The organism is Cohnella endophytica, assembly GCF_003628305.1.
GTDB lineage: Bacteria > Bacillota > Bacilli > Paenibacillales > Paenibacillaceae > Cohnella > Cohnella endophytica.
Genome location: NZ_RBZM01000006.1, coordinates 274,350 through 290,928 on the forward strand (window position 1 = coordinate 274,350; position 16,579 = coordinate 290,928).

General features: G+C 53.0%; 12 protein-coding genes. 10 read left to right on the forward strand and 2 right to left on the reverse strand.

Annotated elements, in window-relative coordinates; genetic code table 11:
- Nucleotides 1–99: 99 nt before the first annotated feature.
- The 5 genes from D7Z26_RS15040 to D7Z26_RS15060 all read left to right on the forward strand — a co-directional run bounded on the left by D7Z26_RS15040 (nucleotide 100) and on the right by D7Z26_RS15060 (nucleotide 6,216).
- Nucleotides 100–663 carry a LemA family protein gene (locus tag D7Z26_RS15040; RefSeq protein WP_120977793.1) on the forward strand — a complete coding sequence of 188 codons (564 nt, stop codon included), beginning with the start codon at nucleotides 100–102 and terminating at the stop codon, nucleotides 661–663.
- Nucleotide 664: 1 nt separating this feature from the next.
- Nucleotides 665–1,444 carry a TPM domain-containing protein gene (locus D7Z26_RS15045; RefSeq protein ID WP_120977794.1) on the forward strand — a complete coding sequence of 260 codons (780 nt, stop codon included), beginning with the start codon at nucleotides 665–667 and terminating at the stop codon, nucleotides 1,442–1,444.
- A gap of 134 nt (nucleotides 1,445–1,578) precedes the next feature.
- On the forward strand, nucleotides 1,579–4,608 hold the full coding sequence (locus D7Z26_RS15050; RefSeq protein ID WP_158602332.1) for a histidine kinase: 3,030 nt from the start codon (nucleotides 1,579–1,581) through the stop codon (nucleotides 4,606–4,608).
- The gene (locus D7Z26_RS15055) at nucleotides 4,605–5,729 is read left to right on the forward strand and encodes a response regulator (protein ID WP_120977796.1); all 1,125 of its coding nucleotides are present in this window, start codon (nucleotides 4,605–4,607) and stop codon (nucleotides 5,727–5,729) included. The genes D7Z26_RS15050 and D7Z26_RS15055 overlap by 4 nt, the downstream gene beginning before the upstream one ends.
- A gap of 124 nt (nucleotides 5,730–5,853) precedes the next feature.
- On the forward strand, nucleotides 5,854–6,216 hold the full coding sequence (locus D7Z26_RS15060) for a response regulator (RefSeq protein ID WP_120977797.1): 363 nt from the start codon (nucleotides 5,854–5,856) through the stop codon (nucleotides 6,214–6,216).
- A gap of 74 nt (nucleotides 6,217–6,290) precedes the next feature.
- Here D7Z26_RS15060 and D7Z26_RS15065 read toward each other — a convergent pair whose 3' ends face one another.
- The gene (locus D7Z26_RS15065; RefSeq protein ID WP_120977798.1) at nucleotides 6,291–7,181 is read right to left on the reverse strand and encodes a helix-turn-helix domain-containing protein; all 891 of its coding nucleotides are present in this window, start codon (nucleotides 7,179–7,181) and stop codon (nucleotides 6,291–6,293) included.
- A 138-nt stretch (nucleotides 7,182–7,319) separates the two neighbouring features.
- Between D7Z26_RS15065 and D7Z26_RS15070 the strand changes: the two genes are divergently transcribed.
- The 4 genes from D7Z26_RS15070 to D7Z26_RS15085 all read left to right on the forward strand — a co-directional run bounded on the left by D7Z26_RS15070 (nucleotide 7,320) and on the right by D7Z26_RS15085 (nucleotide 12,749).
- Nucleotides 7,320–9,296, forward strand: coding sequence for a glycoside hydrolase family 127 protein (locus tag D7Z26_RS15070; protein WP_120977799.1), 1,977 nt, complete (start codon nucleotides 7,320–7,322; stop codon nucleotides 9,294–9,296).
- A gap of 166 nt (nucleotides 9,297–9,462) precedes the next feature.
- The gene (locus D7Z26_RS15075) at nucleotides 9,463–10,887 is read left to right on the forward strand and encodes an ABC transporter substrate-binding protein (protein WP_120977984.1); all 1,425 of its coding nucleotides are present in this window, start codon (nucleotides 9,463–9,465) and stop codon (nucleotides 10,885–10,887) included.
- 72 nt (nucleotides 10,888–10,959) lie between these two features.
- Complete coding sequence (locus D7Z26_RS15080; protein WP_120977800.1) at nucleotides 10,960–11,883, forward strand: carbohydrate ABC transporter permease; 924 nt, start codon at nucleotides 10,960–10,962, stop codon at nucleotides 11,881–11,883.
- Nucleotides 11,880–12,749: a carbohydrate ABC transporter permease gene (locus D7Z26_RS15085; protein ID WP_120977801.1), complete on the forward strand. Its 870-nt coding sequence runs from the start codon at nucleotides 11,880–11,882 to the stop codon at nucleotides 12,747–12,749. Before D7Z26_RS15080 ends, D7Z26_RS15085 begins: the two co-directional genes overlap by 4 nt.
- Nucleotides 12,750–12,755: 6 nt before the next feature.
- Here the strand turns inward: D7Z26_RS15085 and D7Z26_RS15090 are convergent, their stop codons facing one another.
- Nucleotides 12,756–13,658: an AraC family transcriptional regulator gene (locus tag D7Z26_RS15090; RefSeq protein WP_120977802.1), complete on the reverse strand. Its 903-nt coding sequence runs from the start codon at nucleotides 13,656–13,658 to the stop codon at nucleotides 12,756–12,758.
- Nucleotides 13,659–13,805: 147 nt separating this feature from the next.
- Here D7Z26_RS15090 and D7Z26_RS15095 point away from each other — a divergent pair, with 147 nt between their 5' ends.
- Nucleotides 13,806–16,457 (forward strand): glycoside hydrolase family 78 protein, encoded by a 2,652-nt coding sequence (locus D7Z26_RS15095; RefSeq protein ID WP_120977803.1) that lies wholly within the window; start codon nucleotides 13,806–13,808, stop codon nucleotides 16,455–16,457.
- Nucleotides 16,458–16,579 lie beyond the last annotated feature (122 nt).

A 16,579-nucleotide genomic window follows, 5' to 3' on the forward strand; every position in this document is an offset into this window, starting at 1 on the left:
GCAAACGGAATCGCGGACGCTCGAAAGCAATATTCGTTTATTTAATGGGCAAAATGGTTAGTTGGTAAAGATAGCGATTATGAGTCAGGAGGGACAAGCATGAAACGTTCGACGGTAGTATGGCTTGTGGTCGGGGCGCTCGTGATTATCTTGATCATGTCAGCGGTTAGTTCTTACAACGGTCTAGTTTCGAAGGAAAACGCAGTGGACAACAAGTCGGCGCAGATCGATACGCAGCTGCAGCGGAGGGAAGATGTGATCCCGAATCTGGTGAGCACGGTGAAAGGATATGCCGCGCACGAGAAGGAAGTGTTCCAAGCGATCGCCGACGCGCGCACTAAGCTAAGCGGCGCGGGTACGACCGCGGAGAAGTCGGAAGCGAATGCCGAGCTGGAAGGCGCCTTGTCGAGATTGCTCGTCGTCGTAGAAAATTATCCTACCTTGAAGGCGGATGCCCAGTTTACCAAATTGATGGACGAGCTGTCCGGCACGGAGAACCGCATTGCAGTCGCCAGGCAGGACTATAACAATTCCGTGACGGAGTACAATACGAAGATCAGGAAATTCCCCGCGGCTTTGTTTGCTTCGATGTTCGGCTTCGAGAAGAAGGACATGTTCAAAGCGGCGCCGGGCGCGGAAACCGTACCCGAAGTGAATTTCTAAGATGGCTCGCCTTCATCGCGCCGTGAAGGTGTTCGCCGTCGCTTGGATCGGGATCGTCTGGTTAGCGTTCTCCCCGAATGCCGCGACCGTGCGGGCGAACGTCGATTACGGCGTATACGTGCAGGACGAAGCGGGGGTTTTGTCCGCGCAGACGAGACAGGAACTCTACAATCGCGCGATTTGGCTGCACGAGCAGACCGGGACGGCGCAAGTCGGCGTCGTGGCGGTGAAAGACTTGGAAGGTCGGACGCTGGAGGATTACGCCGTCTCGAGATTCCGCAAGCTGGGACTAGGAGATCGGAAGAAAAACGACGGTGTGCTGCTCCTTTATGAGGATGCGGGACGCCATGTGAGAATCGAAGTCGGTTATGGGCTCGAAGGGCGAATCACGGATGGTAAAGCGGGAGCGATCCTCGATACGTACTTCGTTCCCAATAGGGATTCGGGTCAGTTGGACTTGGCTTTCTCGCAAACGCAGAGCGCAATCGTAAGCGAGGTGGCGGCGGAATACGGGATTGACGCTTCGGGAGTTACGGACCGGGGACTTCCTCCGTTAGAGGATGGGACAGGCGGAAGTTGGTTTGCTGCGATGCCAGGTTACGCGAAGCTGATTCTGGGAGTGGGAATCGTCTTCTTGATCTTCCTCGACTTCAAGTTTACCGGCGGGGCGATTACCTTCTTCGTCCTTAATCTCATTGGAAGAAGAGGGGGCTCTGGAGGCGGACGAACGGGAGGGCGGGGTGGAGGCGGCTCATCCGGGGGCGGGGGAGCTAGTCGTTAGCAACGAGCCTAAGGATCGCGGAACAATAACCCGGAACGGATTCCGGGTTATTCGCGTTGACAGGAACAGGTCTCTTCGATGTAGAATTGGTAGAAATAACTCGAATCATGAGGATAACGTCGACAGGTGACAATATGAAGGCTAAGTTATGGACGATCGCGATCGTTTTCGTTGCGCTGCTCGGGGCGCGGTTGATCTGGATATACGTAGACGAATCGCCCAAACCGCAGGCTCAAGCGGGAGTCATGGACTTATCCCGCTGGAATCCGGACAATGGAGATGTCGTCAGCCTCCGGGGAGAATGGACTTTTATCCCGGGAAAGCTGATCGAACCGAAACCCGGGGAAGCGCTGCGGGAAGACGAAGAGGCCGAGTATTTGAAAGTGCCCGGAAGCTGGGACCGGGCAGTCGCGCCCGACGGGACGACGACGGCATACGGGTATGGTACATATAAGCTTAAGATTTTATTGCCGCCGGAAATAAAGCGAGAATATGCCTTAAGGCTGCAGACCATCCGAACGTCGCATAAGCTTTTCGTAGACGGCAAGTTGGCAGGGCAGAAAGGAGAGCCGGGAACGGATCGCGATTCCGCCAAACCGCGGGTTATGCCTTATACGGTGAAGTTTACTCCGGAAGGCAACGGGGTGGAATTGGTTGTCGCGGTTGCGAATTTCGGTTATGGCCATTACGGCGGCATCTTCGAGGATATCCGTTTCGGTTCGTCGGAAGCGATCGAAAGGAGCACTCAGCTTCGGCTCCTCGGAAATAATCTGATGATGGGCTTCTATCTGATCAGCGGAATATACTTTCTCTTTCTATTTCTATTCCGCAGGAGGAACAAGGAGCTTCTGTACTTTAGTTTGTTTTTCTGGATGTCTTTGGTTTTTTGGTCGACGCACGGCGAAAGACTGCTGTTCTGGTTGTGTCCTTCCATCGGTTACGTTTGGCAGACAAGGCTGCAATTGTTTTCTTCGTTCGGGGTATTTTTCTCGCTGTTCCTAGTCGCCCGTTCGATGTTTCCGGATTACGATAGACGTTGGGTTTCCCGTTTAATCTCGGCAATAAGCGCCATTACGGCTTGCATAGCGATTACAAGCGACGTGACTTTCTTCTCTAAGTTGGAAATACCGTTCATGGGCGCGGAACTCGTCATTTTCGTATATTCTTTTTACGTTTTATTTTTCGGGAGCCTCAGGAACGAGAGCGGCACGACGTATTCCTTGATCGCCGCCGTTTGCATCCTGATGGAAGGACTTGTTCAAGGTTGGCATTACTTAGGTTATGCTCCTAATGCGGCCATCCCGCCATTCGAGCGGATTGTATTCATCTTCGCGATGGCACTATTTATCGCGAAGAGATTTTTCTCGAATATGGAACAGGTAGAGATCCTGTCCAAGCGTCTGCTGCTCGCGGACCGGCTGAAGAACGAATTTCTCGCCAATACCTCGCATGAAATACGAATGCCGTTGCACGGCATGATTAATCTGGCGCAGCTTATGATCGACGACGGCGCGCAATGGGAGCCGAGACAACAAGAACGTCTGGGACTTATGGTGGCGACCGGCAGAAGATTAGCTTACCTGTTGAACGATATTCTCGATCTGTCCAAGCTGAATGAAGGAGTCGTCGTACTGCAGCCCCGGGCGGTCGATACCCGAATAACGATTAACGGGGTATTGGAAGTCATGCGATACATGACGGACAGCGGCAAGGTGAACTTCGAGAACCGTACGGAGCCGGGCGTCCCTCCCGTGCTGGCGGACGAACAGCGATTGATGCAAATTTTGTTCCAACTGCTGCATTACGCGGTGAAGTCCGGCGCGGATGGCGTCATAGCGGTTCAAGCAGAACCCGCGGGCGACGGGGAGAGGGCTAGGATCGCGATCGTTGCTTTTTGCGGAGACGATACCGCGGTAGAAGCCGGATCGGAATCGGAGCTCAGCCTCGAAATCAGCCGCAAGCTGATCGAGATGCACGGTGGAGAGTTGCTCGTCAACGAGGCGTCTTTCTCCCGGCGTATCGGCTTAAGCTTCACTCTGCCTTTGTCCGCGGATGAAAGCCCGCAGATCCTAACGGGGGGTCTCGATTCAGGCATCGCCGAGACGGCGGCGTCGCTATCGCTGTCGCAGACCGAGGCGCCCGTGTGGAGATCGGGCTCTCCGGATGCGCCGAGAGCGTTAATCGTCGACGAAGATCCGGTTTCCCTGCGAATCATGGCGAACATCCTGGAGCAAGAGGGTCTAAGCGTTACGGCCGAAACCGACGGCTTGCGAGGATTGAAGGCATGGGAGAGCGGAAGCGATTGGGAACTCGTCGTGTTGGATATCATGCTTCCGAGCATGTCCGGATACGATTTATGCCGCCATATCCGCTCGAAGCATTCCTTCTATGATTTGCCCGTGATTTTCTTGACGTCCCGCAATCAGCCCGCCGACCTGCTCGTAGGCTTCAACGCCGGAGCGAACGACTACGTCACCGAGCCGATCGACGCTTCCGAATTTCGAGCTCGGGCAAGGACGCTGTTGCGGATGAAGCAGTCGATACGCGATCGGTTGCATATGGAGATGGCGCTTTTCCAAGCGCAGATCAAACCGCATTTTCTGTTTAATACGCTCAATACGATCGCGAGCCTGAGCGAGACGGATCCGGATAGGACGAGGGAGCTATTGAACGATTTCGCGAGTTACCTTCGCGGTAGCTTCGATCTAAGAAACCTGGATAAGCTCGTTCCGTTCTCGAAGGAATGGACGCTCGTGCAATCCTATCTGCAGATCGAGCAAGCGAGATTCGGCAATCGGATACGGGTGTCGATAGAGTTGCCCGACTACCGGGAATTCAAGCTCCCGCCTCTATCCATTCAGCCGATCGTGGAGAACGCCCTGAGGCATGGAATATTACAACGATTCGATGGGGGACAGCTGTTCATCGGAGTGGATAAAGAAGCCGACGGTTACCGCATTCGCGTCCGGGATGACGGCGTTGGATTCCCCCCGGGCAAAGCCGAGGCGGCATTGTCGGGAAATTCGCGAGCGGGTATCGGGCTGATGAACGTACATCGCCGATTGATAGGGGCGTACGGCACCGGGCTGACGATTTTAAGCGAACAAGGGATTGGAACGGAAGTCAGCTTCCGGATTCCGATCGTTAAGGAGGGAACGGTATGAGAGCTATCGTAATCGATGACGAGAGGCCGGCGTTGGAAAGCTTGGCGCGCCTGTTGGAACGCAACGGCGTGGATGTGGTCGGAGCTTTCCAAGATCCCAGGGAAGCGTTGAAGCAAGGGGGGCTCCATAAGGTGGACGTCGCTTTCGTCGATATCGAAATGCCCGAGCTCAACGGGCTGGAGTTGGCTGCCCGATTGCAATCCGCGGAAGCGGACATTCATATCGTTTTCGTGACCGCTTACGAGCAATACGCGATCGAAGCCTTTGAACTGGCGGCCGCGGACTACTTGTTGAAACCGGTCCAACTGGCAAGACTCGATGTTACGATTAAGCGGATTCAAACTATGAAGTTTGCTAGAAGCGACAAGAAAGACGATAAATACCCCGGGACATTGTGCCTGTTGCACCGTCTGGGATTCATGGATGGGCACGGCAAACAGCTCGAGATTACTTGGAGAACGACGAAAGCGAAAGAACTGTTCGCCTACTTGCTCCATGCCGGCGACAGGGCTCCGAACAAAGACGAACTGCTCGACAGGATCTGGCCGGACGGAGAGATCGAGAAAGCGGCGACCCTCTTGCACACGACCTTGTATCATGTCCGTCAGACGATGAAGAACGCCGATCTTCCGCTACGCATCGATTACAAGGAAGGGCGCTATAAGCTTGTCCTTCCGCAAGGCGCCAAGGTGGACGCCAGACTATGGGAGCAAGCGATATCGGAAGCGGTAGACCAAGAAGATGCCGAACGCCAGCAGCGACTGCTTCTCGACGAATATCGGGGAGATTACTTGGAGATGGAAGGTTTTCTGTGGGCGGAAAACGAGCGGGAACGGTTGCGGGCTTTATGGCTTGAACACGCCCTGCATTTCGCCAGTTGGATGGAAGTATCCCAGATCAGCGTTGCCATTCCTCTCTATCAGCGGATACAAGCCCGTTTTCCGGAAATCGAAGAAGGTTATTTCGGTTTGATGAGACTATACGATAAGCTGGGCCATACTTCCGAGGTTCGGCATCAATACGCTAAGCTTACGAGAATGCTCGAAGAAGATTTCGGAATGCGTCCCACTCGGAGCGTTGCGGCTTGGTTCGACGAGTGGAACGGGCGCAAGTATTCTTGATCGCATACTGAAAACGGAAAATTGTTCAGAATTTGTTGAGTATCGTCGTTTATGATCGAAGCAGGGCACTCCGGTTTAGTCGGAAGTCTAAGATAAGGGTGTTCCCCGCTTGGAGGTAATGCCGATGGCGAGAATCATGGTAGTCGACGATGCCGCGTTCTTGCGCGCAATGTTAAAGGATATCTTGATAAAAGGCGGACATGAAGTCGTCACGGAAGCCGTGAACGGACAAGACGCCGTCGATAAATACAAGGCAATGCGTCCGGACCTCGTGACGATGGATATCACGATGCCGATCATGGAAGGCGTGGAAGCGGTCAAAGAAATTCGCAAACTGGACCCGAACGCGAACATCGTCATGTGTTCCGCGATCGGTCAAAGAAACTTGATCATCGAAGCGATTCAGAGCGGCGCCAAAGATTTTATTATCAAGCCGTTCCAGACGAACCGGGTGCTGGAAGCGATAGAAAAGGCGATCGGTCTATAGTCGGTTTTACTCCAATATCGAAACCGCTTTGCTAGAAACTAGCGAAGCGGTTTTTTTGCATGGGCCGAACGTCTTTACGCGTGGCCCATGCTCTTCCTGCGGAAAGCCAAGGGAGTGATGCCCTCCTTGGCGGAAAAGCAGAACGTAAAGTAGGAGCCATGCTGGAACCCTACCTCTTCGGCGATGCGGCCGACCGACCATTCGGTCTGCAAGAGCAGCTTCTTGGCTTGTTCGATGCGATAGTGGACCAAATAGTCCATGGGCGTCATCCCGTATACCTTGAGCATGCACTTGGCCATGTAATTCGGGTGATAGTTCAATTCGCTCCGGAGCGTCGAATTCGTTAGCTTGCCCGTATAATTCTGCCGGATGTAGAGCTCGACCTTCTCCGCCAGTTGGAACGCGGTACCGTCGGACGTCTGGGCCAATTCGCGGTCCAGATGCTGGATGAACAATTGGAACGAGCTCTGCCTCTTCCAGTTGCGCAGCGATCTCGCTTCGTCTTCCAATTGGAAAAACTGCCCCAGAATATCCATCGCCTTGGCGGTTAACTTCGCATGCTTGGGAAGGAAGACCGAACACACTTCGCTATGGTTCAAATAAGCGTTCTGCTTGTGGGCGGCGATGAGGGCGGATTGATTATCCAAGCACTTCCCCATGCTGCTGCATTCGTCCCAAGCTCCGAACGTATTGAAGTGAATCCAGATGATCTCCGTATCCGTCTTGCAGGGCTCGGTGCCGTAATGGCTGGCGTCCGGCCTTAGAATGAACGACTCCCCGGTTCCGATCGTCCACTCGCTTGACCCTTCGCCGAGATGCAGCGTACCCTTCGTAACCACGACGAGATCGAACACTCCGATGTTATTCCGGGTAATATGCCGCTCTCCTTCGCCATAATACGCGCGGCCGCAATCGATGAAATAGGGGATGGGCGGAGAGATGAAATGCAGGATGGGAGAGCTCATTCAGGATGCCTCCTGTTGGTTGTAATTTCTAAAAAAGTGGTTGTAAATCAATATATAAATACCATGATATCACATGTAATATGATTAATGTAGCGCTTTCATCTAAGGTGGGATTTATAAAATAAAGGGGCATACTTGATGAGTAATTTATCCATATCAACACCCGTTCAATTGAAGAACGTGACGATCCAGGATGACTTCTGGTCCCCTTATATTTCATTGGTTCGCGATGTTGTCGTGCCATACCAATGGGAAGCGCTTAATGACCGAATCGAAGGCACCGAGCCGAGTCATGCCATCCGGAATTTCAGAATCGCGGCCGGATTGGAGCAGGGAGACTTCTACGGGATGGTGTTCCAGGATAGCGACGTGGCGAAGTGGCTTGAAGCCGTCGGTTATCTATTGGAGCGAAAGGCTGATCCCGAATTGGAAAAGATAGCGGACGAAGTCGTCGATCTGATCGCTAAGGCGCAGCATGCGGACGGATACTTGAATACTTATTTCACGCTCAAAGAGCCGTCGGGCAGATGGACGAATCTCGCCGAGTGTCATGAGCTCTACTGCGCGGGTCACCTGATCGAAGCGGCGGTCGCCTACGAGAAGGCAACGGGGAAAGGAAAGATTCTGGAAGTCGCGTGCAAGCTCGCCGACTGCATCGATGCGGCGTTCGGCCCGGAGGAAGGCAAGATCAAAGGCTACGACGGGCATCAAGAGATCGAGCTGGCGCTGATGAAGCTCTACAGAGCCACTTCGAACGACCAATATATGAAACTAGCGAAATTTTTCTTGGACCAGAGAGGACAGACTCCGCACTTCTACGACCTGGAGTACGATCGCCGCAACGGGGATACGCATTTCAAGTCGTTGAGGATGGCCAAGGACAAATCTTACAGCCAAGCGCATCTCCCGATCCGTTTGCAAGAGACGGCCGAAGGCCATGCGGTAAGGGTTGTCTACATGTGCGCGGGAATGGCCGACGTGGCTGCCGCGACCGGCGACGAAGAGCTGCTCCAGGCTTGCTTGTCGCTCTGGAAGAACATCGTGAACAAGCGGATGTACATTACCGGAGCGATCGGGTCGATGGCATACGGAGAGTCGTTCACGCTCGATTACGATCTGCCGAGCGATACGGCTTACGCGGAAACTTGCGCATCGATCGGTCTCATCTTTTTCGCCCAGCGCATGCTTCAGATCGAGCCGAGAAGCGAATACGCGGACGTCTTGGAGCGTGCTCTCTACAACACCGTGATCGGGGGGATGTCCCGCGACGGACAGCATTTCTTCTACGTCAATCCGCTGGAAGTATGGCCCGAAGCAAGCGGCAAGAATCAAAGCTTCGATCACGTCAAGATGGAGCGACAGCGATGGTTCGGCTGCGCGTGTTGCCCGCCTAACATCGCCAGGCTACTCGCCTCGTTGGGCAGCTATATCTATTCGGTTCAAGGGCAGACCCTCTACGCGCACTTATATATCGGAAGCCAAATCACGGTAGATCTGGACGGCAGCGCCGTTCAATTCGTTCAACATTCCGAGCTGCCTTGGGAAGGGAACGTTCGATTCGAGCTGACGATGGACCGACCGAAGAGCTTCGCCTTGGCGCTTCGAATCCCGGGTTGGTGCACAGCGTCGGACGTCAGGGTGAACGGGCAGCCGGTTCCGGAAGCGGCGAAGCGCATCCTTAACGGTTATCTTCATCTCGAGAGGGAATGGAGCTCCGGAGATATCGTTCATCTCATTCTGCCGATGAACGTAAATCCGATGAAAGGCAATCCGGACATTCGCGAGACGGTCGGCATGGTCGCCATCCAGCGAGGACCGATGGTGTACTGCCTGGAGGAAGCCGATAACGGCAAGGGCCTGCACAAGCTGCTCCTTCACCCGGGCGGAGGCGATCGGGTTCGCTTCGATCCTGATTTAATGGGCGGAATGCTTACCATCGAGCTTCCCGCTTACCGGATTCAAGAAGAAGGTTGGGCGGACCAGCTCTATCGCGCGAATGCCGAGGATCGCTTGGAAGCGACGACGGCCACTTTCATTCCTTACTTCGCCTGGGCTAACCGGGGAATCGGCGAGATGAGAGTATGGGTTAGGGAAAATACGGCTTTACCCTTTTGAGGTGCAAGAATAGATGATTGCTGACTCTGGTCAGGGAGGGAAGGGCATGGAGCTAGCGTTCCTCAGTATAACCGTCTCATAGACAGATGAAATATTCCCCGCGGACGCGGGAGGAATTAAGGAATGACGACGAATTATATATGATGGAGGGGTTAATGTGAAGACAATGAAAAAGGGATTCATGTTAAGTATCGCTATGATCTTGATTTTGGCCTTGATAGTGGGATGCAGCTCCAAGAATAACAACAATACAAACGCATCGCCTTCGGTAGAAGCTTCGAAATCGCCAGAGAATTCTCCTGAGAGTTCACCGGAGAAATCGCCAGACAAACCGGCGGAGAAAGTCGAAATTATCTACTCGGTTTGGGGAACCGCGGAAGAGGGGAAAGTAGTCCAAACAACGGCGGACAAGTTTAATTCCTCCCAAGACAAAATCCAAGTCAAAATTCTTACGATTCCGAACGAAAACTACATGACCAAGTTGAATACGATGGCAACTGCGGGCCAATTGCCGGATGCGGGGATTATGCGGGAGGATGGCGTCATTCAGTGGGCCTCCGAAGGCATGCTGAACGATGTAAGCTCCATGTACGAAGGAAGCGACAGCAAGCCGCTGGATAGCTTGGCTTACACCTATCAAGGCAAGCCCGTAGCCTATGCCGCTGCCAATGAAATCCTCCTCATGTATTACAACAAAGATATGTTCGACAAAGCGAATGTGCCGTATCCTCCTTCCGTGCTGGATAAAGCATGGACATGGGATGAATTCGTAGCAACTGCTAAGAAGCTGACGATTGACAAGAAGGGCAAACATCCTGACGAGGCTGGCTTTAATCCGCAGAGCATCGTTCAGTACGGCGCATCTGTAGAAAATTTTACGTGGCAGCTGGAACCCTGGACGCTTTCCAATGGCGGCGGTTTCTATAACACTGACGGGACAGAGGTCAGAATCGGAGAAGACGCCAGCGTCGAAGCGATTCAGAAAGTCGCGGATCTGTACTTGAAGGATCATGTTGCCCCGTTGTCGGTTGGACAGACCGATGACGGCATTCAGCGCACCATCATTTCAGGTACGGTCGCCATGGCTACGAACGGCGCATGGAACGTGGGAACCAGCCTGAATGCGTGGAAGGATGCAGGTAATCATTATGGCGTAGCCGTATTGCCTTACATGAAGGAAAAGGTTACCGTCAACACAGGCGGCGCCAACGTTGTATTCTCGCAAACCAAGCATCCGAATGAAGCAATGGAATGGCTCAAGTGGTACGGTCAAGAAGAAAACAACTGGGGACTCATCTCTTCGGGCATCTGGATGCCAGTGCTGGATAAGTGGTATAAGGATGAAACGTTCACCCACAAATGGGTCGACAATCCGAACTTCCCTCCGTATGACCAATACAAGTCTGCGGTAGTCGATTATGCGCAATCCGCTGCTAGACCGGCTTCCTGGTTCTTTACGAATCATACGACGGACTTCAACGCCTTGCTAGGATCGACTCTGGGAGATGTGTGGACCGGTAAGAAGACCGCCAAGGAAGCGATTTCTGCAAATCTCGATGCTTTGAAAGCGGCCAATAAAGGCACAAAATAAAGAATATGAAGGATGACCGCCAAGTTCACGCAAGTGGCGGTCATCCTTCAAACATGGGGTGGGGAGCGAGATATGGAAATCATCAACAAAACGACGAGACGCCGTTCCCGTTTTTATTCTAGCGAGGCACGAGTTGCTTATCTATGCTTGATTCCGGCTTTTCTCGGACTGTTCTTCCTGACTTATGCGCCTCTTGTGGGGGTGCTGGGAATCAGTATGACGAATTGGACAGGGTTAACTAAACCCGGATTCGTCGGCTTCGATAATTACGTCAATCTATTTAAATCAGATCCTTATCTTAAAGATTCGATTATCGCGACGATCTACTTCGCTATTTTATCCGTCGCCGGAAGCATGATTTATTCGCTTTTTATCGCGATTCTGTTGAATCGGAAAATTCCGGCACGAGGTTTTTTTAGAGCCGTATTTTATGTGCCGTTTGTTTTGCCGGCTGTCGCCATATACGTTGGTTGGTCCTGGCTTTACGAGGCGAATTTCGGGTTTTTCAACTTTCTGCTCTCCGAAATCGGATTAAAAAAAATTCTCTTCATCGCGGATTCCAGCTATGTAGTCCCGTCCCTTTCCTTGATTTCGGTTTGGCTGGCGGGGAACTTGATCGTTATTTTTTTGGCCGGACTGCAGAACGTTCCGAGCGTCTATCATGAGGCGGCCGAAATGGACGGCGCAAGCGGATGGAAACGCTTCAAGCATATTACCTTGCCTTGCATGACGCCCATTATCTTTTACAACTTGTTGTTGAGCCTCATTGCTAATCTCCAAATCATTACGCCCGCCCTTGCTTTGACGAATGGCGGTCCAGGAAATTCTTCCCGATTCTTGACTTATCTGATGTACGATCAGGCTTTTGTTAATTACAAGTTGGGCTATGCCTGTGCGACGACCTTTATTATTTTCGCCATTCTTGCCGCCTTTACTGCCGTTCTGTTCAAAACGTCAGGTCGGTGGATCTTTTCTGAAGGGGGCGACGACAAATGAGCGAAGTCGTATACGGTAGACTAAAGAGCAAGAAACGCAACAATCTCATGATGAATATCGTAACGCTTGTCGTCATCGTTTTCTTTGCCATTCTCGTGCTCTTTCCGATTTGGTGGATATTCCGTACGTCTCTGATGACGACTCCCGAGATTTACAAATATCCGCCATCCCTTATACCGCCCAATTGGCTGTTTTCCAACTATGAAAAAACGCTAGAAACATTTCGTTTTTGGAAATATTTATTTAATACGATGGTGATTATCGTTCCGTCCTGTTTGGCGGGAACGTATACGGCCACCTTGTGCGGATATGCCTTCGCAAGGCTGCGGTTTCGGGGCAAACAGTTTATCTGGACTCTTTGCATCGGTTCTATGCTCTTGCCTGCCATGGTTACGCTCATTCCGCTGTACATCGGATGGACAAGGGGCTTGGGACTTCATGACAGCTATCTGCCATTGATTCTGCCTTATTTTTGCGGCGGCGGCGCTTTTAATATCTTTTTGATCCGACAGTTTATCCTCTCCATACCGAGAGAACTCGACCAAGCGGCAACGATCGACGGCGCCGGGTACTTCCGCATCTTGTTCAGCATTATCATGCCGGCGATCAAGCCCGCCATGATCGTCGTCGCGTTGTTTATCTTCATCGGCTTGTGGAACGATTTGCTCCAACAGATGATTTACATTAATTCGAGCGACAAATACACCATTGCGTTGGGGCTTACCAATTTCAGAGGTCAATTTAAGTCAGACTGGTCGCTGACGATGGCAGCCACTTGCATGTCCTTTGCCCCGGGCGTCATTTTCTACCTGATTGGTCAAAAGTATTTTGTAGAGGGAATTACAATGACTGGAATAAAAAGTTAGTCTGGATCAAGGGCTAGTATCGACATCCATAGCTTCAAGAGCAGCGCCTGCCGCTTTGCGGTAGGCGCTTGGCGTTTGTCCGGCATTGCGCTTGAAGACCGAAATGAAGGAAGCGATATCTTTGTAGCCGACGGCTTCGGCTATCGAACCGATCGCCAGCGAGGTACTCCGAAGCAGCTCGCGGCTCCGCTCGACCCGCAACGACTGCAAGTAGCGATGGAAAGGCTGGGAGGCGTGCCGAAGGAATAACCGCTGCAGGTGCCTTTCGCTCCAGAGACTGATTTCGGCGAGGTGCGACAGCGTTAACGGTTCGGACAGGCGGCTTTCCATATAGGCGAGCAAATGCTCGAATCGGTCGAACTTGCGCGTAGCCGGAGATGGCGTTTGCGATTTCAGGCGATGAACGGCGACGAACAATTGAAGGAGCAGCGAGATAAGGTAGTCGGTCGTTCCTTGCCGCGGCAAGGCGTATTCCCGATGCAGCAGGAGGAAGAGCTTGCCGATTGCATCGTCCGGATCCCGCAGCGCGTAATGCGTTTCTTTCCCGTCCAGGATTCGGCGGATGTCGGATTGAATGTCCGGATCGGACGAGAAGCCGGCGAGTTTCCCGAGTAACACGGGAGAGAAAACGCAATTGAAAACGATAAGCGTATGCTTTACCGCGTTCGTGGACGCGGGGCGGAAGACGTGAGGCGTTCCGATCGGAATGAAGAACAGCTGGCCTTTGACGGCTTCTCTCACTTCTCCGCCGATATGGTGAAAGCCGCTTCCTTCGGCAACGTAGGAGAATTCGATAAAGTCGTGATTGTGCATAGGGAGGTCGAAATTCTCCGTGGCCCGATTAACGTAGAGAGGGAAACGTTCGTGGAAAAATTGGTCGGATCTGAAGGTTTCTACCGATCGCTTCAAGCGGAATCAGCTCCCTGTGGAAAATTCGCACGATAAATCGCAGATGTCCGTTATGCCCATTAAATATGTCCGTTATACCGCAATACATAGCTTCGTCTCCATTATATCATAGACGTAAATCGTCACTTCAAGGAGGAGTTTCCGTCTATGTTGAAAGTCATGGATTTGCGTTGCGAGTATCGGGATCGTCCGATCGGCATCGATGTCGTTAGTCCCCGTATCAGTTGGAAGCTCGAATCGGATCGGAGATCGGCCGAACAAGCCGCGTTCGAGATCGAGGTCGCCGATACCGATCGCTTCGGGAGTGTCGTGTGGAGTTCGGGCAAAGTCGCGTCCGCGCAATCCGTCCACGTTGAATTGACGGGATTAAAAGTCGTTTCCCGAAAGCGGTATCATTATCGCGTGCGGGTATGGGACGTTGAAGGAGCAGGCTCGGAATGGTCGGCACCCTCCTATTGGGAGATGGGCGCGTTCGACGCATCGGAATGGCGGGCGAAGTGGATCGGGGAACCCGTAGCCGCCGGAGAAGCGGAGCCCGAGAGAAGTCCGTTTCTGCGTAAAGTCTTTCAGGCGAAGGGAGATATCAATCAAGCCCGCGTCTACGCTTCCGCTCAGGGGCTATATGAATTGGAGCTTAACGGCGAGAGAGTCGGGGATAGCTATTTCACCCCGGGTTGGACCAGCTATCGGCATCGGTTGCAAGTCCAGACTTACGATGTGACGGGATTGCTGACGACCGGGGATAACGTCATAGGAGCGACGCTTGGCAACGGTTGGTTTAAGGGCAATTTAGCTTGGGAAGGCAAAAACAACGTTTACGGGGACAGAAGAGCGCTCTTCCTCGAACTTCATATCCTTTATAACGACGGAACAGAGGAAGTCGTACTTTCCGACGAGAGCTGGCGTACCGCCGGCAGTCCGATCTTGCTGTCCGAAATCTATCACGGGGAAACCTACGATGCTAGACTCGAACTGTCGGGATGGAGCCGGGTCGGTTTCGACGATGGAAGCTGGACGGCAGTCGAGATCGTCGAACGTTCGAACGACGCGTTGATCGCCCAAGAAAACGAGCCTGTGAAGAAGTTTGAAGAGATCAAGCCAATCGAGATCATTAAGACTCCGAAGGGCGAAGTCGTACTCGACTTGGGGCAAAACATGGTCGGTTGGTTGCGATTTACGGTGACGGGCGCGGCGGGAAGCGAAGTGGAGATTCACCATGCGGAAGTTTTGGACGGGGAAGGTAACTTCTATATCGACAATATCCGGTCCGCCAAGCAGACGATCCATTACGTGCTGAAAGGCGGAGAACCGGAGACGTTCGAGCCGCATTTCACTTTCCAAGGGTTCCGGTTCGTCCGATTGATCGGATTTCCGGAGAGTCTTCGATTGGAAGATTTCACGGGTATCGTGCTGCATTCCGACATGCCGGCTACAGGCGGATTCGAATGCTCCGACCCGCTCGTGAATCAATTGCAGCACAATATCGAGTGGGGGCTAAAGGGCAACTTCCTCGACGTGCCTACGGATTGTCCGCAACGCGACGAGCGGTTGGGCTGGACGGGCGACGCGCAGATGTTCATTCGCACGGCGGCTTACTTGCGCAACGTCGCACCGTTCTTCACGAAGTGGAGCCGGGACGTGAAGGCCGATCAACGGGAAGACGGCGGAGTTCCGTTCGTCGTACCGCACGTGCTCGACGAGAACGGCTATTCCTCGGCGGCATGGGGGGACGCGGCCGTAATCTGCCCTTGGACGATCTATCTGTGTTACGGGGACAAGCGGATATTGGAGGAACAATACGACAGCATGCAAGCGTGGGTCGGATACATCCGGAGCCAAGGGGATAACGAATATTTATGGAATACGGGATTCCACTTCGGCGATTGGCTCGGTCTCGACTCCAAGCCGGATTCCTATATCGGCGCGACGGACAGGGACTATATCGCGACGGCGTTCTACGCGTATTCGGTTTCTATCTTGCGGAAGACGGCCGAGATCATCGGCAAGTCCGAAGATGCTGCCGAATACGGCGAATTGTACGAACGGATCGTTGTCGCGTTTACCGATGAATTCGTGACGAAGACGGGCAGACTGTCCGTGCCGACCCAGACGGCTCAAGTACTAGGCCTCATGTTCGGTTTGCTCGAAGGAGATGCGAAGAAGCGGGCGACGGCCAAATTGATGGAGTTGCTGGAAGAGAGCAAGTTCCATCTGACGACCGGGTTCGTCGGAACCCCTTACTTGAACCATGTGCTTAGCGAGAACGGCCATAACGATACGGCCTACAAGCTGTTATTCCAGCAGGACTATCCATCTTGGCTCTTTCAAGTAACCAAAGGCGCGACCACGATCTGGGAGCATTGGGACGGGATCAAGGAAGACGGAAGCTTCTGGAGCCGCGATATGAACTCGTTTAACCATTACGCGTACGGGGCGATCGGGGATTGGCTATATCGCGTCGTGGCTGGTATCGATACGGACGAACAAGCCGTAGGCTACAAACGGATCACCGTTCGTCCGCAATTCGGAGAAGGGTTGACTTGGGCGGAAGGACGTCTGGAGACGATGTACGGCGAAGTCCGGTCTTATTGGAAAAAGGAGACGGATGGAGGCGTAAGGTTGGAGGTTACGATTCCGGCGAATACGACCGCGGAAATCCGTCTTCCCGGAGCGACGCTGGCTGTCGTACGCGAGAGCGGCATCGCGTTAGCCGACGCGGAAGGCGTGGTCTCCGCGACGCAAGATTCGGAGACGGTCGTCGTCGCCGTCGGATCCGGCAGCTATACGTTTAATTGGTAATACAGTTACTAGCTATCGCCCATTCAGTCATTGAACCGTCAGCGACAATATATATTGTCGCCGACGGTTTTTGACACATGGCGAGCATCGCGCAATATCGCATAACAAAAAAACAATTTCCA

Excerpts from the sequence above, each read along its gene's own strand:
- D7Z26_RS15040 (WP_120977793.1), top strand. The coding sequence starts at position 100 with ATGAAACGTTCGACGGTAGTATGGCTTGTGGTCGGGGCGCTCGTGATT.
- D7Z26_RS15045 (WP_120977794.1), top strand. The coding sequence starts at position 665 with ATGGCTCGCCTTCATCGCGCCGTGAAGGTGTTCGCCGTCGCTTGGATC.
- D7Z26_RS15050 (WP_158602332.1), top strand. The coding sequence starts at position 1,579 with ATGAAGGCTAAGTTATGGACGATCGCGATCGTTTTCGTTGCGCTGCTC.
- D7Z26_RS15055 (WP_120977796.1), top strand. The coding sequence starts at position 4,605 with ATGAGAGCTATCGTAATCGATGACGAGAGGCCGGCGTTGGAAAGCTTG.
- D7Z26_RS15060 (WP_120977797.1), top strand. The coding sequence starts at position 5,854 with ATGGCGAGAATCATGGTAGTCGACGATGCCGCGTTCTTGCGCGCAATG.
- D7Z26_RS15065 (WP_120977798.1), bottom strand. The coding sequence starts at position 7,181 with ATGAGCTCTCCCATCCTGCATTTCATCTCTCCGCCCATCCCCTATTTC.
- D7Z26_RS15070 (WP_120977799.1), top strand. The coding sequence starts at position 7,320 with ATGAGTAATTTATCCATATCAACACCCGTTCAATTGAAGAACGTGACG.
- D7Z26_RS15075 (WP_120977984.1), top strand. The coding sequence starts at position 9,463 with ATGAAAAAGGGATTCATGTTAAGTATCGCTATGATCTTGATTTTGGCC.
- D7Z26_RS15080 (WP_120977800.1), top strand. The coding sequence starts at position 10,960 with ATGGAAATCATCAACAAAACGACGAGACGCCGTTCCCGTTTTTATTCT.
- D7Z26_RS15085 (WP_120977801.1), top strand. The coding sequence starts at position 11,880 with ATGAGCGAAGTCGTATACGGTAGACTAAAGAGCAAGAAACGCAACAAT.
- D7Z26_RS15095 (WP_120977803.1), top strand. The coding sequence starts at position 13,806 with ATGTTGAAAGTCATGGATTTGCGTTGCGAGTATCGGGATCGTCCGATC.